Here is a 21,797-nt window from a genome sequence, read left to right as displayed (position 1 = left end):
GGTTGACGAGTCTATGCGGACCAGGACACCGGGGTGTGAATTCCCCAGGAGCACTTGACGTCGACGCGGCACCCGTGCGTGGCCGGTCAGGCCCCCGTCGTCGAGCCGGGACGGACGATCATCAGGACCGTGACCGTCGCCCACAGCAGGTTGAACAGGCCCGTGAACATGGCGAGTTGCACGGTGCTCGCCCGCTCCACGGGCTGCCGCGCGTCCAGTTGTCCGAGGAGTTCGTCCTGGCGGGGCAGGACGAACGCGATCAGGATGCCGGCGGCCACGGCGGTCAGGGTGATGGACGTGATGAGCCAGCCGCTGCCCAGGACGCCCATCGCGGCCGCGGTGGCGAACCCGAAGGCGGGTACCGCCAGTCCGATGCGGGCGTAGACCCGGCAGATGCGGTGCAGCAGCCGGACCGTGCCCACGGCCCCCGCGTCCACTCCCCCGTCGCCGGCCTGGGCGCGGCGCACCACCGGCGGAACCATGCTGGCCGCGACCGTCACCGGGCCGACGGCGACGATGGCGGCCAGGACGTGGAGGGAGAGCAGGAGCTTGGTCATCGAGCGCCTTTCCATGGTGCGGTCAGCCGTGTGCCCGGCCCACGCTAGGGATCTTCGAGACGACCGCACAGCGGCTGAAATGACAGGAACCAACGAGTTCTCGCCAACGCTGCAGTCGGCTGTTCCGGTGCAGACACCCAGCTCTCCCCCCTGGCGGGAATCCGCCTATCGTGGGGATCATGCACTCAGTGGCGATCCTCGCGCTCGAAGACGTCGTGCCGTTCGACCTGGCGGCACCGCTGCAGGTGTTCGACTGGGCGCGGCTGCCCGACGGCCGTCGGCCCTACCGCGTACGGGTGTGCGCCGAGTCGCCCGAGGTGCGCGGGGACGGTCTCGCCCTGCGGGTGGACCGGGGGCTCGAGGCGCTGGAGGACGCCGACACGGTGATCGTGCCGGGCTGCGCGCCGGGTTCCGGCCCCACGTCCGAGCCGGTGCTGGCGGCCCTGCGGCGGGCGGCCGAGGCGGGCACCCGGATCGCGTCCGTGTGCGTGGGCGCCTTCGTGCTGGCGGAGGCGGGACTGCTGGACGGGCTGCGCGCGACCACGCACTGGGTGGCCGCCGACCAGCTGGCGCAGCGCTATCCGCACGTCACCGTCGAGCCGGACGTGCTGTACGTCGACAACGGGCAGATCCTCACCTCGGCCGGTGCGGCCGCGGCGCTGGACATGTGCCTGCACATGATCCGGCGGGATCTGGGCTCGGCCGTCGCCGCGGACGCCGCGCGGATGTGCGTCATGCCCCTCGAACGGGAGGGCGGGCAGGCACAGTTCATCGTGCACGAGCAGCCGCCCGTGCCACGGGGCTCGACCCTCGAACCGATCCTGGAGTGGATCGAGGACAATCTGGCCGGCGAGATCACCCTGGGCGCGATGGCGGCCCGCTCGGGCATGAGCGAGCGCACCTTCAGCCGTCGCTTCCGGGAACAGACCGGGACGACGCCGCTGCAGTGGCTGCTGCGGGCGCGGGTACGGCGGGCCCAGTACCTGCTGGAGAACAGCGACCGTCCGATCGAACGGATCGCGCAGCAGGCGGGGTTCGGGTCGCCGACGGCGTTCCGTGAGCGGTTCCGCCGGGTCGTGGGCACCACACCGCAGTCGTACCGCTCCGCGTTCCACGGCAAGGCGCGGCTCCTGGCCGCGCACTCCTGAAGCCGTACGGCTTCAGGCGGCCGTACGGTTTCAGACGGCCGTACGGTTTCAGACGGCCGTACGGTTTCAGACGGCCGTACGGTTTCAGACGGCCAGTGAGAGGCCGTCCTCCTCGTCCGTCGTCCGCCGCGGGGCGAGCAGCAGGGCGTCCGCCTTCGCGATCGCCTCGTGGATGCTCCCGGCGCCGGTCAGGGTGCACAGCGCGCGGCTGACCTCGGCCAGCTCCCGTGCCGCCTGCGGCTTCTCCCGCTCCGCCTGCGCGATGCGCAGCGACGCGTACCTGGTGAGCAACGTTCTGACGACCTTCGGGTCCGGAACGAGCACGAAGCGCCCCTCTCTCGGTTGTTCGCCTCCCATGCCCGGGCCGGGCCGGACCAACCACTTCTTCCGTGCCCAGGGCCGTATGTGACGCAATATCGCCGCTCGACCCGATTCCCCGCGCCCCGCGAGGCGTTGAACAGAGGGTAACTCTCCCACCACGAACGGTGAATACCCATGAACCGCTCCGGTCGCCTCCTCAGTGCCCTCTATCTCGCCACCAGCGGCGGGCTCGCCTGGACCACGGTCCTCGAATTCCGCCACGGCCCCCGGTGGGCCGCGTTCCTGTTCGCCGCCGCGAGCCTGGTCCCGGTCATCGCCGTCGTACGCGAGACCCTGATCGCCGACCTGATCCGGGCGGCCGTGGCTCCGCAGCTCCCCGAGCACCCGGCGGCGGACGCGGTCACCCGCGAGGACGCGCTCATCCGCGAGGAACTGGATGCCGCGTGCTGCGAGCGCTGGTGGACGAGTCTCGGCACCGACCACGACCTGGTCTGCCGACACCGAAGCCGACGCAGCAGCGCCGCCTGAGGCGGTGGTCGACCGGCCTCGGGCGGCGCGTCTCGCAGGGCTGTTTTCAGACGGCGTCCAGTTCGGCGAGTTCCTCGGCGGTCAGGGCGAGGTCCGTCGCGGCGAGGGAGTCGAGAATCGTCTCCGGGCGGCTGGCGCCCGGGATGGGGACGACCACCGGCGACTTGGCCAGCATCCAGGCCAGACACACCCGCTGCGGGCTCACTCCGTGGGCCTTGGCGACGCGTGCGAACGGTGCGTACGTGGAGCCCAGTTCACCGGCGCGGGAGATTCCGCCGAGCGGACTCCAGGGCAGGAAGGCGATGCCGAGTTCGTCGCACAGGTCGAGCTCCGGCTCGCTGGATCGGAAGGCCGGGGAGAACTGGTTCTGCACGGAGACCAGGCGCCCGCCGAGGATCTCCTGCGCCTGCCGGATCTGGTCGGGATTCGCGTTGGAGATGCCCGCCAGCCGGATCTTGCCCTCGTCAAGGAGATCCCGGATCGCGCCGACGGATTCGGCGTACGGCACCTTCGGGTCGGGGCGGTGGAACTGGTAGAGCCCGATGGCCTCCACGCCGAGCCGGCGCAGGGACGCCTCGCAGGCCGCCTTGAGGTGCCGGGGGCTGCCGTCGAGGGTCCAGCTGCCGTCGCCGGGGCGCAGATGTCCGCCCTTGGTGGCGACCAGGACGTCCCGGCCGCGGTCGTGGGAGGCGAGGGCCTTGGCGATCAGGGTCTCGTTGTGGCCGACTTCGTGGGCGTCGCGGTGGTAGGCGTCCGCGGTGTCGATCAGTGTCACACCGGCGTCGAGCGCGGCGTGGATCGTGGCGAGGGAGCGTGCCTCGTCCGGCCGTCCCTCGATCGACATGGGCATCGCGCCCAGGCCGATGGCGCTGACTTCGACGTCACCGATGCGGCGGGTGTGCATGTGCTCTGACCTCTTTCGACTCTCGGTGCCGGAACGGTCTCCAGCCTGTCTCGCCCGTGGCCGGAGGTCCAATAGAGGAAAGAGAACGCATTCAGCAGCCGGTCAACTGAATCACGGCGTCCTGCCGTGAACCGGGTTGCGTGGTCGGGCGGTCGGTGTGCCACGCTCGCTCCCGACCGGACGCCGCGGACGTGCGGCGCAGTGGAGAGGCGGCGGCATGCGCATAGGACTGCTCGGTACCGGCCCCTGGGCGGGGATGGCTCACGCTCCGGCCCTGCACCAGCACACCGGACTGGACTTCGCCGGCGTGTGGGGCCGGCGCCCGGACGCCGCGAAGGAACTCGCGGACCAGTACGGCACGCGCGCCTACGACGACGTGGACGCGCTGTTCGCCGAGGTGGACGCGGTCGCGGTCGCCCTGCCGCCGGGTGTACAGGCGGCGCTCGCGGTGCGTGCGGCGCGGGCGGGGTGCCATCTGCTGCTGGACAAGCCGCTCGCCACGACGGTCGCCGAGGGTCGGGCCGTGGTCGAGGCCGTGCAGGAGACCGGTGTCGCGTCGGTCGTCTTCTTCACCAGCCGCTTCGTCTCCGAGACCACGGCCTGGATCACCGAACAGGCGGCCGCGGGCGGCTGGTTCACGGCGCACGCGCAGTGGCTCGGGGCGTTGTTCGGCGGCGACAGCGACAGCCCGTTCGCGAACTCGCCGTGGCGGCGCGAGAAGGGAGCCCTGTGGGACGTGGGCCCGCATGCCCTGTCCGTGCTGCTGCCGGTTCTCGGCGACGCCCGGCGCGTGGCGGCCGCGGTGCCCGGTCCCGGGGACACGGTCCACCTGGTCCTCGACCATGTGAGCGGCGCGTCGAGCACCGTCACGCTCAGCCTGTCGGCCCCGCCCGCGGCGGCGGGAGCGGCCGTCGAACTCCGAGGCGGGGCGGGCGTGTCGGTACTTCCGGAGAGCTCCGAGGGAGCGGTCACGGCACTCGTCCATGCCGCAGACGCACTGATCGCCGCCGCCGACACCGGACAGCCCCACGCCTGCGACGCGGCGTTCGCACTGCGCGTCACGGAGATCCTCACCGAGGCCGAGGCCCTGCTGGAGGGTGGCATCGGCACATCGCCCACGCCATCGCGCCGCTACTGATCCGAATCCTCGAACGGCTCGTCGCTCCACCGGAACCAGGCCCGGTCCCCCTCGATGTGCAGCAGGAACTCGGGGACCGGTCCGTCCGGTGAGGAGAGGGACACCCGGCGTCTGATCTCGTCGTACGCCGACTCCCACTCCTCCCGGTCGTCGTCCCGCTCGGCCAGGGCGAGTTCGCGGGCGAACAGTTCCCGGACGGTGCCGTACGCCTCACCGGCGGTGAAGCGGCCGGACAGCCACGGAAAGTCGGCGTCGTCGATCAGGATCTCCCCGACCGCCCGGTCGCCACTGCCCACCCGCCAGACCTCGCCCACGATTCCCACTGCGCCTCCCCCAACACGCGTTGATCAGGACACGGACCAGCATGGCACGCGGCACTGACAGCCGGTCCGGTCACACAGCAGGGCTATTCACGCCGCGCGGGTGCGAAGTTGATGCGTTCACGTACGACGGGATAGCGGGCCTTCGTGAAGTTCGCGGCCATGGGGAAGTTGCCGTGGTCCGTCGCCGCGGTGACGAACTCCGCGCCCCGCTCGACCAGGAAGTGGGTGCACTCGGCGAGCAGGTCGTAGGCGTAACCGTGTCCGCGTTGCTCGGGCACCACGCCGATGAAGCCGACGCACGGACCCGCGGGATTGTGTACGGGGATGTGGATGCCCGCCAGGTCCCCCGCGGTCGTGTACGCGGTCTGCCACCACTCCCGCGGCGACGGGCACCAGCGGAAGAAGTCGAGCTCCTCCTGGGCGGCCCGGTCGAGGCCTCCCTCCTGGATGGCCTTGAGGGAGTGCGCGTCCAGGGTGACGGAGTGGATGCGGCGCAGTGCCTCGAAGAACACCGCGTCGTCCGGTTCGGCGCGGAAGTCGAGCCGTCCGGGGCGCTGCGGCAGCCCGCGGTCCGGCGTCCACCGGTACAGGTAACGCTCCACCAGGAGCTCGTGTCCGGCGGCTCGGGCGGCGGAGAAGCGCGCCTCGGCCGCAGCGCGCAGCCGCGCGTCCTCCCGCCAGTCGGCCGGCAGGTTCAGCTCGAGCTCGACCTGCCAGGGGGCGGTGCGCAGGAGCTCGGCCCCCGCGTCCTCCTCCCCCTCAGCCACGTCGAACCAGTTGACGTTGACGGGTTCCGTGTCGTCGGGGCCGCCCCACCAGGCGGCGCGCGCGACGACCTCGCCATCGCGCAGGGCGACCCGCTTCCAGTCGGCGCGGTGCCGGGTCAGCCGGTGCGCCGCACGGGCGTCCAGCGGGTCCTGCAGGGTGTCGAAGAGATGGGCGTCGCTCTCGTCGAGCGCGCGGATGACCAGGTCGGTCATGGATCCTCCGGGATGCGTACTGCGTGGAGCGCTCCCGGGTCAGGTCAGACGAAGCACGCCGGGGCAACGGAAAGGGAGCGCTGGTTCGGTGTGGTCTGCACGGCACTCGCCTCCTTCCGTCCGTCTCGGGGCGTGGCGTCACACGTTACGGGCCTGTCGTGACCACGTCCATCGCTTTTCGGGCAAGCACTCCGGCATGCGGGAGGCCGCCCGGCGTAGGAGCGTGGTGGTGTGGGAAAGGTGCGCGTCCTGTCGTCGCGCCGGGAACGTGCCCGGCAGGGCTGGCTGCGGGGTGCGCCGCCGCCGCGCTGGGTGAAGGCCCTGCCGGTCGCCCTGATCGCGGGCGTGTGCGCGGCGACGCTGATCAGTCCCGACCCCCTCGACATCGGATTCCTGCTCGGAGCCATCCCACCGCTGGCCGTGCTGACGTACGGACCCTGGGCGACCGCGGTGCTCGGCGGTCTCGTGGTCGCCGTACTCAACGTTCCGACGTTCCATCTCAACCGCCCCGGCAACACGGACCTGTTGACCATCTCCTTCGTCGCCGTGCTGAGCGTGTTCGTGTCCTACGTCCGAAGCCGCCGCGACGCCCAGCTGGACCTGGAGCGCACGGTCGCCGAGGCCGCACAGCGGGCCATCGTCCCGCCGCTGCCCGAGCGGGTCGGCCCGGTCCGCTGCGTCGGTCTGTACCGGGCGGCGCAACGCGGCACGCTGGTCGGCGGCGACTTCTTCGACGTGCGTGAGGGCCCGCACGGCGTGCGCGCGGTGATGGGCGACGTCCAGGGCCACGGACTGTCGGCGGTCGCGACGGTCGCCTCGCTGCTGGGGGCCTTCCGGGAGGCGGTGCTCGAGCAGCCGGACCTGGAATCGATCGCCGCCCGGCTGGACCGCAGGCTGGTGGTGGACTCGGCGTCGTCCCGGTACGCCGAGCTGTTCGCGACCGCCGTACTACTGGAGTTCTCGCCCGACGCCCGGACGGTGCGGATGGTGTCCTGCGGGCATCCGGCACCGATGCTCCTGCGCGGCTCGCGGGCCACCGAGATCGAGCTCGCGGCGTGGACTCCACTGGGTCTCGGCCTGTCCGACGGCGGTCCGCAGGCCGGGCTCACGCTTCGGCTGGAGCCCGGCCAGAGCCTGTTCCTTGCCTCGGACGGTGTGAGCGAGGCCCGGGACACCTCCGGCACCTTCTATCCGCTGACCGACCGCCTGTCCGCGCTGGCCGACACCGACCCTGCCGTGCTCGCCGACCGGGTCTGGACGGATCTCGTACGGTACTGCCCGGCCGTCGTCGACGACGTGACGATGCTGGTGCTCACGCCCGCGTCACCGGACGCTCGCTGACGTCGTGCTCGGCGCTCTGTTCCTGGTCGCCCTCGGCGTCGATGTGCGGCAGGATCCGGTCCAGCCAGCGGGGCGTCCACCAGGCGTGCGGCCCCAGCAGCGTCATCACCGCCGGCACCATGAGCAGCCGCACGACGGAGGCGTCGATCAGCACGCTCACGGCGAGGCCCAGACCGAGCATCTTGACGACGATGTTGTCGCTGACGATGAAGGCGGCGAAGACGCTCATCATGATCAGTGCAGCGCAGGTGATGACCCGCGCGGTGATCTCCAGCGCGTGGGCGACCGACGCCTTGGCGTCCCCGGTGCGCAGCCAGGCCTCGTGGACGCGGGAGAGCAGGAAGATCTCGTAGTCCATGCTCAGGCCGAAGATGATCGCGAACATCATCATCGGCACATAGCTCTCGATGGGCACCTTGCCGTTGACGCCCAGCGCGGGCCCGCCCCAGCCCCACTGGAAGACGGCCACCACGACGCCGTACGAGGCCCCGATGGAGAGGACGTTGAGGACCGCCGCCTTGACTGCGACGAGCAGGCCGCGGAAGACGGCGAGGATGATCAGGAAGGCCAGCGCGACGACCACGCCGATGATCAGGGCGAGCCGGCTGGCGACGATGTCGCGGAAGTCGACCTGGGCCGCGGTCGTACCGGTGACGTATCCCTTGGCGTCGGTGCCGGAGACCGCGTCCGGGAGGGTGTGGTCGACCAGGCGGTTGGTCAGGTCCGTGGTGGTGGCGCTCTGCGGGGACTGCTTCGAGTAGACCGTGCCGATCAGGACGTCCCCGTCCTTGGTGGGCGTCAGCTGAGTGACCGTGGCGGCGCCCGCCACGCCGTTGAGGGTCTTCTGCGCCTGCGCGGACAGGGAGGAGCGCTGGTCGGACGGTACGGAGCTCTGGTCGATGACGACGGTGAGCGGACCGTTGGAGCCCGGGCCGAACGCGTCGGTCATGAGGTCGTACGCCCGCCGGTCGGTGAAGGAGGTGGGGTCGGCGCCGTCGCCGATGTGGCCGAGCTGGATGGAGAACAACGGGATGGCGAGGATCACGACGGTCGTGACACCGGCGGCCAGGAACTGCCACGGCCGCCTCTCGACGCGCTGTGCGTAGCGATGCCAGGTGCCGGTGGGGGTGGCGCCCGGCTCCGCGTCCGTCTCGGCGACGGGACGGCGGACGTGGTAGCGGTCGATGTGTCTGCCGATGAGCCCGAGCAGGGCCGGGACCAGCGTCAGCGCGCCGATGACCGCCGAGACGACCGTCATGGCGGCCGCCAGGCCGAGTTTGCCGATGAAGCTCACTCCGGACGCGTACAGCCCGGCGAGGGCGATGATCACGGTGCAGCCCGAGACCAGGACCGCCCGCCCGCTGGTGGCGGTCGCGTGGCCGGCCGAGTGCACCGGGTCGGCGCCGTCCATGAGGTTCTGCCGGTGCCGCGTGATCAGGAAGAGGGAGTAGTCGATGCCGACGCCGAGGCCGATCATCGTGGCCAGGGTCGGCGAGACGGTGGCGAAGGTGAAGGCCGCGGCGACCAGCCCGAGGATCGCGAGCCCGCCGACCGCGGCGACCAGTGCGCTCAGCAGGGGCAGGCCGGCGGCGATCACACTGCCGAAGCCGATCAGCAGGACGACGATCGCGACCCCGAAGCCGATGAGTTCGCTGACCCGGTCGTCGGCGGCGGGCCGGGCCAGTTCGCCGAGCGGTCCGCCGTACTCGACCTGAGCGCCGGCCGAGCGCAGCGGCTGCACCGCCTTGTCGACGCCGTTGAGGTAGCTGTCGCCCAACGTCGAGGGCTGGACGTCGAAGCGGACGGTGATGTAGGCCGTCTTCCCGTCGGTGGACAGGGGACCGACCTTCGAGGCGGGGGCGGACAGCGGGTTCTGGGCGGACAGGACGTGCGGAAGCTTCTGCAGGTCGCCCACCGTGGTGGACATCTGCGAGCTCAGCGTGGTCACGGACTTCTGTCCGTCGTGCAGGACGATCTGGCTGCTGTAGCCGCCCGCCGCGGGGTCATGCTCCTGGAGGACGTCCAGGCCCTTCTGGGACTGCGAGTCGGGCAGCGAGAAGTTGTCGGAGTACTCCCCGCCGAACGACCGGTTCAGGGTCTGCAGTGCCACCAGCGCGACGAGCCAGGCAATGATGACGATCACGAAGTGCCGGGCGCACCACTCTCCCTGCCGTCGCAGTACCCCTTTGGCGACGGGCCCCGTTCCCCCCGCGGTGGTGCGGGTCGGTGACATGGCCTCGGTCTTCTCTGCCGATGGTCTGAGCCGGCCGTCTCCGCGATCTTCTCCGTCGCGTCTCCGTCGGCCGAAGCGTGCGTCGTCTCTCATTAGACGCCCGCCCGATCACTCCGGCATCTCGGGCCCCTTCCCTATCCCTTCCGGATGCACGCCGCGCCTCGGCGGTGAATGGTGATAGCAGAAGCGATCCGGACATGAGGAGCCGAGACCATGCCGACGTCACAGCCCGACGCGTCCAGGTCGTCCGAGGACCGCGTCACCCCGGACGACCTTCTCCACACCAGCACCGGCACCGATGTGTCGCCGGAGGACCTCGTCCTTGTCACGGGCAGGGACATCACCCCGCGCAACCTCGAGTGGGCCAGGCGCAAGCTCGAGACGGAGGGTCCCGCCGCCCTCGAGAAACTGCTGCCGTAGCGTCCGCGGGCACCCGCCTGGAGACCGGCGCCGGTTCAGCCCTCCTCGCCGGGCTCCAGGCACAGCACCGGCACCCGCTGGACGAGGTTGTTGACGAAGCCGCCGCGGTTCCAGGGCTGTTCCAGCGGCTGAGTGCGGCCTTCGGCGTCGGTGGCCCGCGCGCTGAGCTCGTGCTCGCCCGGGGTCGCCGTCCAGTCGTAGTGCCAGCGGCGCCACGCCCACCGCCACCCGCCGTCGGGCTCCAGCTCTGCCTCGTGCCAGGTGCGCCCCGCGTCCGTGCTCACCTCGACGCCGGCCAAAGGCCCCTGTCCCGACCAGGCACGCCCCTCGAGCGGCACCGGGCCCGGCCGCACCACCCGGGTCCGCGACATGAAGTCCGGGAAGCCGGGCGGGAGAAGCAGGGCGCGCGGCGCGATCCGGGTGACCGGCTCGCCCTTCTCGCCGGACTCCTGGCGCAGCCGGTAGGCGACGCTCTGCTGGAAACCCGTGAACGGTACGTCGGTGACGGCGATCTCGCGCAGCCACTTCACGTGCGCCATGCCGTACCAGCCGGGCACGACCAGGCGCAGCGGGCGGCCGTGCTGGGGCGGCAGCGGGGCGCCGTTCATCGCGTACGCCACCAGCACCTCGGGCTCGGTGCCCATGGCCACGTCCGCCGGCAGGGACCGCTGGTAGTCCTGCTCGACGCCGCGTTCCACGCCGTGGTCGGCGCCGGTGAACAGCACGTCGACGGCGTCCGGTTCCACTCCGGCCTCGGCGAGCAGCAGCCGCAGCGGCACACCCGTCCACTCGGCGGTGCCGACCGCCTCGACGAGCCAGGGCTGGCTGACCGGGCGGGGCGTCAGCAGGGCGCGCCCGTTGCCCGCGCACTCCAGCGTGACGCGGGTGGTGACCGCGGGGAACGCCCGCAGATCGGCCAGGTCCAGGTGCAGCGGACGGGCGACGCGGCCTGCGACGGCCAGCGGCCAGGGGGTGTCGTCGGGGACGTACGGGATGTCGTAGTGCGTCAGTACGTAGTGCAGGCCCGGCGGAGTGACGTCGTAGCGGAGTGCCTCGAGCGGGAGGCCGTGGTTGCGGGTGGCGAGCGCCAGTTCGTCCCGGCCGATGCCCTCGTCGGGGGCGGCCAGCCGGGCGGGTGTGCTCGCGTCGGCGAGTCGTTGGCCCATGGGTGCATTATCGCGCCGGACGGCCGGAAGGGAGAGCCGGCGGCCCGGGCGAGGCAACCGAGCGGCGATCAAGCGGAGTTGAGATCGCTCGTTGCCCGTTCACCCTTTCGAAGAGGGCCTTCGGGCTGACAGACTCCTGAGGGTGCCCGACTTCGACATGCTCGTCATCGGATCCGGCCCGGGCGGCCAGAAGGCCGCCATCGCCGCGGCCAAGCTCGGCCGCCGGGTCGCCGTCGTCGACCGCCCCGACATGGTCGGCGGGGTCTCCATCCACACCGGAACCATCCCCTCCAAGACCCTGCGCGAGGCGGTGCTGTACCTGACCGGTCTCACCCAGCGCGATCTGTACGGCCAGAGCTACCGGCTGAAGGAGGACATCACCGTCACCGATCTGACCTCGCGCACGCAGCACGTGGTCAGCCGTGAGGTCGATGTCATCCGCAACCAGCTCTCCCGCAACCACGTCTCGCTGTTCGCCGGCACCGGCCGCTTCGTCGACCCGCACACTGTGGCGCTGCGCGAGGTGACCGGTCACGAACGGCTGATCAGCGCGGAGAACATCATCATCGCCACCGGGACCCGCCCCGCACGGCCGGACACCGTCGAGTTCGACGGCCGTACGATCATGGACTCCGACAACGTCCTCGAACTCGAACGCGTCCCGCGCTCCATGGTCATCGTCGGCGCCGGGGTGATCGGCATGGAGTACGCCTCCATGTTCGCCGCGCTGGGCAGCAAGGTGACGGTGGTCGAGAAGCGGGCCGGGATGCTCGACATGTGCGACGTCGAGGTCATCGAGTCGCTCAAGTACCACCTGCGCGACCTCGCGGTGACGTTCCGGTTCGGGGAGACCGTCGCCGCGGTCGAGCGCCATCCCCGGGGCACGCTCACGATCCTGGAGAGCGGCAAGAAGATACCGGCCGATGCGGTGATGTACTCGGCCGGACGGCAGGGCCTGACCGACGAACTCGACCTGGACAAGGCCGGGTTGTCCGCGGACAGGCGCGGCCGGATCACGGTCGACGAGCACTACCGCACCGAGGTGCCGCACATCTACGCCGTCGGCGACGTGATCGGCTTCCCCGCGCTGGCCGCGACGTCGATGGAGCAGGGCCGGTCGGCGGCCTACCACGCCTGCGGCGAACCGGTCGGGCAGATGCACAACCTGCAGCCCATCGGCATCTACACCATCCCGGAGATCAGCTTCGTCGGGCGGACCGAGGACCAACTGACCGAGGACTGCGTGCCGTTCGAGGTCGGCATCTCCCGCTACCGCGAACTGGCCCGCGGCCAGATCATCGGCGACTCGCACGGCATGCTGAAGCTGCTGGTCTCCCCCGAGACCCGCAAACTGCTGGGCGTGCACTGCTTCGGCACCGGCGCCACCGAGCTGATCCACATCGGGCAGTCCGTGATGGGCTGCGGCGGCACCGTCGACTATCTGGTCGACGCGGTGTTCAACTACCCGACGCTGGCGGAGTCCTACAAGGTCGCCGCCCTGGACGCCACCAACAAGCTGCGGCAGATCGCCCGGATCGGCGACTGACGCGGGACGTCAGCGGCCCTGCTCGGCGTCGGGCAGCTGCGTCTCGTCCTCGACGACATGGACGGCGGCCTCGGGGTCGACCGGCTCGCCCTCGCCTCCGGGCAGGTCGCCGACCTCGTCGCCGACGGGCGCGGCCACGTCGGGAACTTCCTCGGCGAGCCGTTCGTCAAGACTCTCGCCGGTGTGCTGCTCGGCTGCCGTCGTGCCGTGTTTGGTGACGCCGAGCGGCTTCTCCGGTGGGGAGTAGCCCTCGTCGAGGATGTCGTCGTAGGTCCGTTCGTCGACGGCGTCCTGCAGGTCGAGCGGCGCCGAGTCCTGCTGCTCCTCGTTCGTCGCCGTGGGCTGGTGGGTGTCGTCGGCCATCGACGGCCGTCCCCGGCGGCGCAGCAGGTTACCCCTTGGTCAATCTTGAAAGGTCAAAGAGTAGGGCTATCATCACTCGCACACACGGCGTGACCGAACGGCAACGCAGGCAGTCGTGCGCTCTCCACCACCCCCTTTGTTTTTCGCTGCCCTTGATCCGACCCGAGGCCAACCCTCGGTGATCCGGGGCGGGTTCGTAACCCCCCACCTTCCCCTACGTCGCCGGGGCCAGGTCGCCCTTGCGTCGTGCAAGACGGAAAGCAGCGCAACATGAGCATCAGCAGGGGCAGAGGGCTGCAGGCCAATGCCCTCGGTACGTTCGACACCGTGGTGATGGCCGTCGCGGGCAGTGCTCCGGCGTACTCGATCGCCGCGACCACCGCGGTCCTCGTCGGGGCAGTGGGGATGGCCAGCCCGGCCGCACTGCTGTACTGCGCGATACCCATGCTGGGCATCGCGCTGGCCTTCAGCTACCTCAGCCGCATCGACGTGAACGCCGGCGCCAGTTACTCCTGGGTGGGGCGCACGCTCCATCCGTTCCTCGGGTTCATCAGCGGCTGGGCGCTGGTGATCTCGGCGACGATCTTCATGGTGGCCGGCTCGCTGCCGGCCGGTTCGATGACCCTCGCGCTGTTCGACCCCGATCTCGCCGACAACACCGCCCTGTCGACGGTGGTGGGCGCGGCCTGGTTCGTCGTGATGCTGCTCGTGGTGCTCGGCGGCGCCCGCCTCACCGTCCGCGCCCAGCTCGTCATGTCGGGCATCGAGCTCGCCATACTGGCGCTGTTCGCGGTGCTCGCCCTGTTCCACACGGGCAACGCCCGCGCCTTCGACTGGTCCTGGCTCGGCTTCTCCCACTTCGACGGCATGGCCGGCTTCGCCTCGGGCGCGCTCGTCGCCGCCTTCTACTACTGGGGCTGGGACGTCACCAGCAACCTCAGCGAGGAGACCCGCAACAGCCGCCGTACGACGGGACTCGCGGGCCTGATCGGGGTGGGCATCGTCTTCCTGCTGTTCGAGGTGTTCACCATCGCGGTCAACGTGATCCTGACGTCGAAGCAGATCGAGGACAACGACGCGAACGTGCTGGGCGCGCTCGGCGAGGAGATCTGGCCCGGCCTCGGCGGCAAACTGCTCATCGTCGCCGTGATGCTGTCGACCATCGCCACCCTGGAGACCACGCTCATCCAGGTCACGCGCTCCCTGTTCGCGATGGGCCGCGACCGTACGATGCCGTCCGCGCTCGGCCGGGTGCACCGCACCTGGAACACCCCGTGGGTGGCGATCGCCGTGGTCGGAGGCGTGTCGCTGGCGATGTTCATCGCCTCCAACGCCCTCGGCTCGGTGGGCGAGATCCTCTCCGACGCCATCTCGGCGATCGGCCTGCAGATCGCCGTGTACTACGGGCTCGCGGGCCTCGCGGTGGTCGTGGCGTACCGCAAGATGCTGCTGAAGTCGCCCGCCAACTTCCTGCTCGGCGGGCTGTGGCCGCTGTTCGGCGCCCTGTTCATGTTCTGGATCTTCGTCGAGTCGCTGAGCGAGCTGGACACCGCGGCGATCGCGATCGGCATCGGCGGTCTCGCCGTCGGGCTGATCCCGATGTTCTGGTACTGGCGGCAGGGCAGCGACTACTACCGGCCCGCCCGGCTCGACGCCACCCGCACGGTCGAGGCGGAGTACGTGCCCGACGGCCACGAGATCGCGAACGCCCGTACCTACGAGGGTCTCCCGACCGACTTCTGAGGGAGACCCCGATGGCGCGAGACCGATTCGCTCCCGACTTCGATCCCGACTGTGGGGATGCGGCCCTCACCAACGCCTGCCAGGACATCGTCATCGGCCGCTGGCAGGGCCCCAGGGACCTGCTGCGGACCACCGGCGCCGACTGGCTCGCCCGCGGCCACCGGGTCCGGCTGCTCGCGCAGGCCTGCGCGGGCAGTTCGACGACGGAGACATGGCTGGCGGCCGAGCCCCGCAGCGCCGACGCGCTGGTGCTGCGGGCGGCGACGGAGACGGCCCGGGCGTTCAACCTGGCCATCAGTGCGGGCCGGGGCGCGCCGATCGACCAGCACCGCATCGACACCGCGGTGACGGCGTGCCTGCAGGCCGCGGACGCCTACCTGGACGACCCGACGCCGTGGATCTCCCTCATCTCCGTGGCACGCCTCTACCCGGCGGGGGTGCGTCGGCAGGAACTGGCACGCTGGTGGGACGAGTTGCACCAGCGCGACCCGTACAGCGTGGAGGGCCATCTGCAGGTCCTGCACTACTACTCGGCGCGCTGGCACGGCTCGCACGGCCTGATGTACGACTTCGCCCGCGACGCGGCAGGAGTGGCACCCACGGGCTGCGCGCTGCCGGTGCTGGTGCAGTACGCGCGCGTGGAGGAGTACCGCTACGCCATCGACGCCGGCCACACCGGGCAGAGCGCCGTGGGTCTCGGGCAGCACTGGAGCAACGACGGCGCCCTCAGCGACGTACGCCGCACCTGGCAGCGCTGGATCATGGGCCGCCCCGACAGCGGCATCGCTCCGGGCGAGCTGCGCGACCTCAACTACCTTGCGCACGCGGCCTGCAACTCGGGCGACAGGGAGGTCGCCACCGCGCTGCTGCGCATGCTGGGCCCACGGGCGACGCGAACTCCCTGGTCCTACACGGGAGATGCGGAGCAGCAGCTCCTCAAGTGGCGCAGGGAGCTGAAACTGCGCGGCTGAACGGAGGTCCGGGCCGGGGCGGACGGGCGTCACGGGGTGACGTTCGGTCCGTCCGGGCGGTGGCGGCGCTGCTCGACCATCTCGCGGCTCAGCGCCTCCGTCTCCGGCTCGGACAGCCGCTCGAAGCCGTCCTCGGTGATGATCGAAACGATGGGGAAGATACGGCGGTTGATGTCCGGGCCGCCGGTCGCGGAGTCGTCGTCGGCGGCGTCGAAGAGCGCCTGGAGAGCGGCCAGGGCGGCCTCGCGCCGGTCCATGCCCTTGCGGAACAGCTTCTTCAACGCGCCCCGGGCGTACGGCGATCCGGAGCCCTCGGCGTGGAAGTCCGTCTTCTCGTACAGGCCGCCGGCGACGTCGAAGCTGAAGATGCGGCCCTTCTCGCCGTCCGGGGCCGTCTCGTCGTAGCCGGTGAGGAGCGGTACGACGGCGAGGCCCTGCATGGCCTGGCCGATGTTCTGCCGGATCATGCCGGCCAGGCGCCTGGCCTTGCCGTTGAGGGTCATCGGGATGCCCTCGATCTTCTCGAAGTGCGTCAGCTCGACCTGGTACAGCTTCACCATGTCCAGGGCGAGCCCGACCGAACCGGCGAAGGCCACGGCGGTGTAGTCGTCCGCGGGGTGCACCTTCTCCAGGTCGCGCTGGGCAATGAGGTTGCCCATGGTGGCGCGGCGGTCGCCGGCGATCATCACGCCGTCGCGGTACGCGAGGGCCAGGACGGTCGTGCCGTGCGGGAACTGCCCGGGCTCGGCGCGGACGCCGTCGGGGAACGGGCGGCGGGTGGGCAGTAGTTCGGGGCGGTGCGCCGCCAGGAACTCGGCGAAGGACGCGGTTCCCGGAGTGAAGAACTCCTCCCCCAGCTGGCCCCCGGTGTCGCTGGCTGTCATGCCACTCCCCCTTCTTGTCGGCCGGACAACCGAGTCCTACCTGAACCGGACCGCCGGGAAACGCCCGGCCGCCCGGCGCTCAGGTCGCCGGGGCCACATACAGGTGCATGCTGCCGACGCGGTGGGCGGTCCAGTCGCGTGCGTACGCGGGTGGGGAGCCGCCCGGTTCGGTGACGGCTGCGACGGGAATGCGCCGGGCGGTCCGCAGGACGGCCGCCGGCGTCGTGTTGGCGTTGTTTCCGCTGGTGTCGGCCGAGGCGCAGCCGGTGTAGTAGGCGATGGGGATGGCCTCGTGGCCGGTGAGCAGACAGGGCGGACGGACGCCCAGGCGGTGCAGTTCGGCAGCGGTGCGGGTCCATGCGTGGCGGTTGGCCAGGGATCCGTCGACGGTGTGCTCCAGGACCGCGTACTGGATCGCCGCGTGCCCGGCCAGCCCGAGCGCCACGACCCCCGTGACCGCCGGCCGCAGCCTTCCGCCCGGCGCGGTGACCAGGTGGAACAGGGCGTCGGCGACCGGGACGGCGAGCAGCGCGTAGGCGGGGAGCAGGAAGCGGGGCGCCGCGTATCCGATGAGGAACAGGTAGGGGAGGGCAGCCGTCGTGGCGCAGGCCAGCGGGAGCAGGGTGGGTACGGTGCGCCTGGCCCGGACGGCGACCGCCAGGCCGAGGAGCGCGAGCAGCGGCAGTGCGAACCACCAGATCATGACCGGCGGTGCGGGCATCCCTCCCGTGCACGGACGGCACAAAGTGCGTCCGGCCAGGCTGCGCAGCTGGTCGACGACCGCCGGGTGCCAGCCGAGGCCGCCCTGGATGCGGGAGGCGTCGGCGAGCCGTTGCCCCAGGCCGCCGTAGCCCACGTGGGCCTCGACCACCCACTCGCCCGCGCCCGCCACGAGCCCGGCGAGCACCGCGAGCATGAGCCTCGGACGGCGGCATGCGAGGACCAGCAGCGGCAGCACCACCCAGACCGCGTCCATCGGCCGCATCCACGCCATGAGCGCAACGCTCGCGACGAGACCCCACAGCGCCGCCCGGTCCCGTCGGTCCGCGCGGGCCCGCAGGAAGCAGCCGACGCCCGCCGACGCACCGATCGCGACCCAGAGGTTGGGCATGGCCTGCGGGCCGTAGAAGACGGTCACCCACAGGGAGGCGAACAGAGCGCCGGCCGCGGCCAGGACGCGGGCCGGGAACAGCGGGCGCCAGACGCGCAGGGCCAGGTAGAGGCCGAGGCCGGACAGCAGGGCCAGGTACACCCGCAGCAGCGGGGTGGACGACGACCACAGTGCGACGGGCGCCACGAGCAGCGGGACGCCGCGGGCGCGGGGTGCGCTGAAGAAGGCTGCCGGGGTGTCGGGGGCGACCTGGCTGACGTACACCACCTCGTCCCAGCCGAGTCCCAGGCCGGGGCGGACGAAGAGGAGCTGGGCCAGCGTGAAACACGTGGCCACCGCCGCGAGCAGGAGGTCGCCGCGGACGCGGCGCGGAGGGGCTGGGGCGGTCGACGGCGCGTCACGCCTCGCTCCAGCGAGTGCGGCGTGCGCGCCGTCGGCCATCATCCACCTCTTGATCCTGCACGTAATGGACAAACTAGAACGAGCAGGGCAGACATGTCGTATGGAATACGGCCAAATGCCTGACGGGCCTAGTGGGGACTGCGGTGCGGCGGCTGTTCCGGGGCCGGGTGGGCCGGGGGCTGCGGGACCGGGCGGGCGACCGGGCCGTCGTCGCTCAGGGTCAGCGAGGCCTCGTGGTGGCGGATGGTCAGGGGCGGGCCGGACAGCAGTGTGTACGTGGCCTTGCCGGGGCCGATCTCCACGCGCAGGCGGCGGCCGAGGAGCTGGAGGGTGAAGGCCAGGCGGCTGAACCGCTCGGGCAGGCGGGGCGCGAAGCGCAGACTGTCGCCGTCGCGGCGCAGTCCGCCGAAGCCGGCGACCAGGGCCGTCCAGGTGCCGGCCAGCGACGCGATGTGCAAACCGTCGCGGGTGTTGTGCTCCAGGTCCGCCAGATCCATCAGCGCGGCCTCGGCCGTGTAGGCGTAGGCGAGGTCCAGATGGCCCGCCTGGGCGGCGATCACGGCCTGGACGCAGGCCGACAGCGAGGAATCGCGGACGGTCAGCGGCTCGTAGTAGGCGAAGTTGCGGGCGATGTGCTCTTCGTCGAAGTGGCTGCCGCACATGTACATCGCCAGCACCAGGTCGGCCTGTTTGACGACCTGTTTGCGGTAGAGGTCGAAGTACGGGAAGTGCAGCATCAGCGGGTACTGGTCCGGGCGGGTGCCCGCGAAGTCCCAGTGCTGGTAGCGGGTGAAGCCGGCGTGCTGTTCGTGCACGCCGAGTTCGTGGTTGTACGGGATGTGCATGGCCTCGGCGGCGTCGCGCCAGGAAGCGCTCTCCTCGTCGTCGACGCCGAGCCGCGCGGCCCGCTCCGGGTGCCGCTTGCAGGCGTCCGCGGCGTCCAGCAGGTTCGCACGGGCCATGAGGTTGGTGTACGTGTTGTCGTCGGCGATGGCGCTGTACTCGTCGGGGCCGGTGACGCCGTCGATGTGGAAGGCGCCCCGGTCGTCGTGGTGGCCGAGCGAACGCCACAGCCGGGCCGTCTCCACCAGCAGCTCGACCCCGGCGTCCCGCTCGAACCGCTCGTCGCCGGTCGCCGCCGCGTACCGTACGGCCGCGTCGGCGACGGCGGCGTTCACATGGAAGGCCGCCGTGCCGGCCGGCCAGTACGCCGAGCCTTCCGAGCCCTCTATGGTGCGCCAGGGGAACGCGGCGCCGTCCAGGCCGAGTTGGGCCGCGCGCTCCCGGGCGGCGTCCAGGGTGCTGTGCCGCCAGCGCAGCGCCTCGGCCACAGCATCGGGCGCGGTGTAGGTGAGCAGGGGCAGGACGAAGACCTCGGTGTCCCAGAAGGCATGGCCGTCGTAGCCGGAACCGGTCAGGCCCTTCGCGGGTATCGCCCGCTGTTCGGCACGGGCGCCGGCCTGCAGGACGTGGAAAAGGGCGAACCGGACGGCCTGCTGGATCTCCTCGTCGCCGTCGACCTCGACGTCTGCACGGGCCCAGAAGTCGTCGAGGCTCGCGCACTGTTCCTCGGCCAGCCCGGCCCAGCCGCCGACCGCGGCGGCCGCCAGGGCCGCGTCGACCTGGTCGCTCATCGCCGGTTTGGATCGGGTGCCGGACCAGCCGTGGGCGACCAGCTTCTCCACGCGCAGACGCTCGCCCGGTTCGAGGACGGAAGTGACGGTGAGCCGGGCGACGTCCTCGTTGCTCTCGCTACCGGTGGTGGTCGCCTCCGGGCCCGAGACCACGTGGTCCGCACCCACCGCCACGCGCAGGCCGCTGCGCCGGGTGCGGTGCACGAGCCGCAGCCGGGGCCCGTCGGCGAAGTCCTCCTCCGGCTCCAAGGGCGACTGGAGGGCGACGGCGGCCCGTGGGTCATCCTTCGTCTCGGGCAACTGCTCGTTGGTGACGAGTTCGGACTGGATGACGACACGCGCGCGCGTGTCGACGGGCTCCACTTCGTAGGCCACGGCGGCGATCGCCCGCTGAGTGAGGGAGACGAGCCGGGTGGAGCGCACGCGGACCGCCGTACCGGCCGGGGACACCCACTCGCAGACCCGTTCCAGCACTCCCCTGCGCAGGTCGAGGGTGCGCTCGTGGGAGACGAGGCGGCCGTAGCGCAGGTCGAAGGGCTCGTCGTCGACCAGCAGTCGCAGGACCTTGCCGTTGGTGACGTTGATGACGGTCTGGCCGGACTCCGGGTAGCCGTATCCGGCCTCCGCGTAGGGCAGCGGGTGCAGTTCGTGCACGCCGCCCAGGTAGGAGCCGGGCAGGCCGTGCGGTTCGCCCTCGTCGAGGTTGCCGCGCCAGCCGACGTGGCCGTTGGACAGCGCGAAGACGGACTCGCTCTGCGCCAGGACGTCGAGGTTGAGCTCCGTCTCGCGCACGCACCACGGCTCGACGGCGTACGACCGGTGGCTGATCACGCCCCGCCTCCCAGCTCCGCGAGGTCCTTGACCACGATGTCCGCTCCGTGCGCGAACAGCGCGTCGGTCTGCCCGACCCGGTCGACCCCGACGACGTATCCGAAGTGGCCGGAGCGCCCGGCGTCCATCCCCGCCAAGGCGTCCTCGAAGACGGCGGCCCGGGACGGCTCGACGCCCAGGTCCCGGGCGGCGGCCAGGAAGGTGTCGGGGTGCGGCTTGCCGGGCAGTCCGCGCTCGGCCGCCACCACTCCGTCGATGCGCACGTCGAAGAGGTGCTCGGCGTCGATCGAGCGCAGTACGTCGAGGGTGTTGGCGCTGGAGGAGACGATCGCGGTGTGCAGGCCGTGGGCGCGCACGGCCTCGATGTAGCGCAGGGTGCCCTCGTACGGCTCGACGCCCTGGGTGCGGATCTTCTCGAGGAGCCTGGCGTTCTTGCGGTTGCCGACGCCGTTGACGGTCGGCGCGTCCGGTGGGTCGTCGGGTTTGCCTTCGGGCAGTTCGATGCCGCGGGAGGCGAGGAAGGTGCGCACGCCGTCCGCGCGCGGGCGGCCGTCGACGTACTCGTCGTAGTCGTTCACGGGGTCGAACGGCCGGAAGTGCTCGCCCTCGCGCTCGCGCAGGAACGCGTCGAACGTCTCCTTCCAGGCGGCCGCGTGCACCACGGCGGTCCGGGTCACGACCCCGTCGAGGTCGAAGAGGCAGGCCAGGATGGTTTCGGGAAGTCCGAGCTGCTGCGTCATACAGGACCGGTTCCCCCGGAGGACCGCTTCCAGCGGGTGGCGCAGGCCACACCGGGCAGGCGGTGGGTCAGTCGTGCGGGAACGAGTGGTGCTCGTGCGCGACCCGCCAGCGCCCGCGCTCCTTGCGCAGGCCGAGCGTCAATCGCAGCCGGAGCGTGGGGCGTTCGGTGAGTTCCTCCGGTGTGCCGCAGCGCAGCAAGGCGTGCGCGTAGGCGACATCGGCGCCGGCGGTGACGTCGAGGGAGTCGATGTCGAAGCAGGCTCCCTGCGCCTGCCACTCGAAGAACGGCGGCCAGGTCGCGCGGTAGGCGGCCAGGCCGTGGAGGCCCTCGTGCGGCGGTGGGACGTCGTACATGACGAGGTCCTCGGTGTGGTCCGCGAGAACGCCCTCGAGATCGCCCCGGTGCACGGCCTCGGTCCACTTCTCGATCAGTGTGCGGATCTGCGCCGCGTCGTCGCCCACAGCACCGCTCCCTTCTCGTACGGACCTGCATCGACCTGTATGGATACGAC

The 21,797-nt window shown here is 71.2% G+C and carries 21 protein-coding genes; 8 read left to right on the top strand and 13 right to left on the bottom strand.

All coding sequences use genetic code 11. The annotated features are described in order from the left end of the window. Window positions 1–86 precede the first annotated feature (86 nt). Window positions 87–557: a hypothetical protein gene (locus ACFY1L_RS32125; protein WP_388831818.1), complete on the bottom strand. Its 471-nt coding sequence runs from the start codon at window positions 555–557 to the stop codon at window positions 87–89. A gap of 179 nt (window positions 558–736) precedes the next feature. On the opposite strand from ACFY1L_RS32125, the gene ACFY1L_RS32120 reads away from it, so the two are divergent. Then, window positions 737–1,705: a GlxA family transcriptional regulator gene (locus tag ACFY1L_RS32120; RefSeq protein ID WP_388831816.1), complete on the top strand. Its 969-nt coding sequence runs from the start codon at window positions 737–739 to the stop codon at window positions 1,703–1,705. Between the two features lie 84 nt (window positions 1,706–1,789). On the opposite strand, the gene ACFY1L_RS32115 is transcribed toward ACFY1L_RS32120, so the two are convergent. Then, window positions 1,790–2,029 carry a DUF5133 domain-containing protein gene (locus tag ACFY1L_RS32115; RefSeq protein WP_388831814.1) on the bottom strand — a complete coding sequence of 80 codons (240 nt, stop codon included), beginning with the start codon at window positions 2,027–2,029 and terminating at the stop codon, window positions 1,790–1,792. Window positions 2,030–2,200: 171 nt separating this feature from the next. On the opposite strand from ACFY1L_RS32115, the gene ACFY1L_RS32110 reads away from it, so the two are divergent. Continuing rightward, entirely contained in the window at window positions 2,201–2,554 is a 354-nt protein-coding gene (locus ACFY1L_RS32110; protein WP_388831812.1) for a hypothetical protein, read from the top strand. Between the two features lie 46 nt (window positions 2,555–2,600). On the opposite strand, the gene ACFY1L_RS32105 is transcribed toward ACFY1L_RS32110, so the two are convergent. Then, the gene (locus ACFY1L_RS32105) at window positions 2,601–3,458 is read right to left on the bottom strand and encodes an aldo/keto reductase (protein WP_388831810.1); all 858 of its coding nucleotides are present in this window, start codon (window positions 3,456–3,458) and stop codon (window positions 2,601–2,603) included. Between the two features lie 217 nt (window positions 3,459–3,675). On the opposite strand from ACFY1L_RS32105, the gene ACFY1L_RS32100 reads away from it, so the two are divergent. Next, the gene (locus tag ACFY1L_RS32100; protein ID WP_388831808.1) at window positions 3,676–4,596 is read left to right on the top strand and encodes a Gfo/Idh/MocA family protein; all 921 of its coding nucleotides are present in this window, start codon (window positions 3,676–3,678) and stop codon (window positions 4,594–4,596) included. Here ACFY1L_RS32100 and ACFY1L_RS32095 read toward each other — a convergent pair. Beyond that, on the bottom strand, window positions 4,590–4,919 hold the full coding sequence (locus ACFY1L_RS32095; protein WP_388831806.1) for a hypothetical protein: 330 nt from the start codon (window positions 4,917–4,919) through the stop codon (window positions 4,590–4,592). The two genes, ACFY1L_RS32100 and ACFY1L_RS32095, sit on opposite strands and share 7 nt — an antisense overlap. An 83-nt stretch (window positions 4,920–5,002) precedes the next feature. Beyond that, on the bottom strand, window positions 5,003–5,899 hold the full coding sequence (locus ACFY1L_RS32090; protein ID WP_388831804.1) for a GNAT family N-acetyltransferase: 897 nt from the start codon (window positions 5,897–5,899) through the stop codon (window positions 5,003–5,005). Window positions 5,900–6,130: 231 nt separating this feature from the next. On the opposite strand from ACFY1L_RS32090, the gene ACFY1L_RS32085 reads away from it, so the two are divergent. Continuing rightward, window positions 6,131–7,240: a PP2C family protein-serine/threonine phosphatase gene (locus tag ACFY1L_RS32085; protein ID WP_388831802.1), complete on the top strand. Its 1,110-nt coding sequence runs from the start codon at window positions 6,131–6,133 to the stop codon at window positions 7,238–7,240. Here ACFY1L_RS32085 and ACFY1L_RS32080 read toward each other — a convergent pair. Next, entirely contained in the window at window positions 7,212–9,473 is a 2,262-nt protein-coding gene (locus tag ACFY1L_RS32080; protein ID WP_388831800.1) for an MMPL family transporter, read from the bottom strand. The genes ACFY1L_RS32085 and ACFY1L_RS32080 overlap by 29 nt on opposite strands. 213 nt (window positions 9,474–9,686) lie before the next feature. Between ACFY1L_RS32080 and ACFY1L_RS32075 the strand changes: the two genes are divergently transcribed. Further along, entirely contained in the window at window positions 9,687–9,893 is a 207-nt protein-coding gene (locus ACFY1L_RS32075; protein WP_388831798.1) for a hypothetical protein, read from the top strand. A gap of 35 nt (window positions 9,894–9,928) precedes the next feature. On the opposite strand, the gene ACFY1L_RS32070 is transcribed toward ACFY1L_RS32075, so the two are convergent. Further along, a complete protein-coding gene (locus tag ACFY1L_RS32070; RefSeq protein WP_388831797.1) occupies window positions 9,929–11,059 on the bottom strand; it encodes a sulfite oxidase in 1,131 nt (376 codons plus the stop codon). Between the two features lie 142 nt (window positions 11,060–11,201). On the opposite strand from ACFY1L_RS32070, the gene sthA reads away from it, so the two are divergent. Continuing rightward, window positions 11,202–12,605 (top strand): Si-specific NAD(P)(+) transhydrogenase, encoded by a 1,404-nt coding sequence (sthA, locus tag ACFY1L_RS32065; protein ID WP_388831795.1) that lies wholly within the window; start codon window positions 11,202–11,204, stop codon window positions 12,603–12,605. Window positions 12,606–12,614: 9 nt separating this feature from the next. Here the strand turns inward: sthA and ACFY1L_RS32060 are convergent, their stop codons facing one another. Further along, entirely contained in the window at window positions 12,615–12,968 is a 354-nt protein-coding gene (locus ACFY1L_RS32060) for a hypothetical protein (protein WP_388831793.1), read from the bottom strand. 270 nt (window positions 12,969–13,238) lie between these two features. Between ACFY1L_RS32060 and ACFY1L_RS32055 the strand changes: the two genes are divergently transcribed. Both ACFY1L_RS32055 and ACFY1L_RS32050 read left to right on the top strand, forming a co-directional pair. Beyond that, window positions 13,239–14,711 (top strand): APC family permease, encoded by a 1,473-nt coding sequence (locus ACFY1L_RS32055; RefSeq protein WP_388831791.1) that lies wholly within the window; start codon window positions 13,239–13,241, stop codon window positions 14,709–14,711. An 11-nt stretch (window positions 14,712–14,722) separates the two neighbouring features. Continuing rightward, window positions 14,723–15,682: a hypothetical protein gene (locus tag ACFY1L_RS32050; protein WP_388831789.1), complete on the top strand. Its 960-nt coding sequence runs from the start codon at window positions 14,723–14,725 to the stop codon at window positions 15,680–15,682. Between the two features lie 29 nt (window positions 15,683–15,711). Here ACFY1L_RS32050 and prcB read toward each other — a convergent pair whose 3' ends face one another. The 5 genes from prcB to ACFY1L_RS32025 form a co-directional block, all read right to left on the bottom strand. Beyond that, window positions 15,712–16,566, bottom strand: a complete 855-nt coding sequence (prcB, locus tag ACFY1L_RS32045; protein ID WP_388831787.1) for a proteasome subunit beta — start codon at window positions 16,564–16,566, stop codon at window positions 15,712–15,714. A 79-nt stretch (window positions 16,567–16,645) separates the two neighbouring features. Beyond that, window positions 16,646–18,118 carry a hypothetical protein gene (locus tag ACFY1L_RS32040; RefSeq protein WP_388831901.1) on the bottom strand — a complete coding sequence of 491 codons (1,473 nt, stop codon included), beginning with the start codon at window positions 18,116–18,118 and terminating at the stop codon, window positions 16,646–16,648. Between the two features lie 89 nt (window positions 18,119–18,207). Next, window positions 18,208–20,544: a glycoside hydrolase family 65 protein gene (locus ACFY1L_RS32035; protein ID WP_388831785.1), complete on the bottom strand. Its 2,337-nt coding sequence runs from the start codon at window positions 20,542–20,544 to the stop codon at window positions 18,208–18,210. Then, window positions 20,541–21,284: an HAD family hydrolase gene (locus tag ACFY1L_RS32030; RefSeq protein WP_388831783.1), complete on the bottom strand. Its 744-nt coding sequence runs from the start codon at window positions 21,282–21,284 to the stop codon at window positions 20,541–20,543. The genes ACFY1L_RS32035 and ACFY1L_RS32030 overlap by 4 nt, the downstream gene beginning before the upstream one ends. A gap of 67 nt (window positions 21,285–21,351) precedes the next feature. Then, entirely contained in the window at window positions 21,352–21,747 is a 396-nt protein-coding gene (locus ACFY1L_RS32025; protein ID WP_388831781.1) for a YybH family protein, read from the bottom strand. Window positions 21,748–21,797 lie beyond the last annotated feature (50 nt).

The sequence above is a fragment of the Streptomyces sp. NPDC001663 genome (assembly GCF_042893105.1).
Lineage (GTDB): Bacteria > Actinomycetota > Actinomycetes > Streptomycetales > Streptomycetaceae > Streptomyces.
The sequence above is the reverse complement of the archived record's forward strand: the minus strand, read 5'-3'. Positions and strand labels throughout refer to the sequence as shown.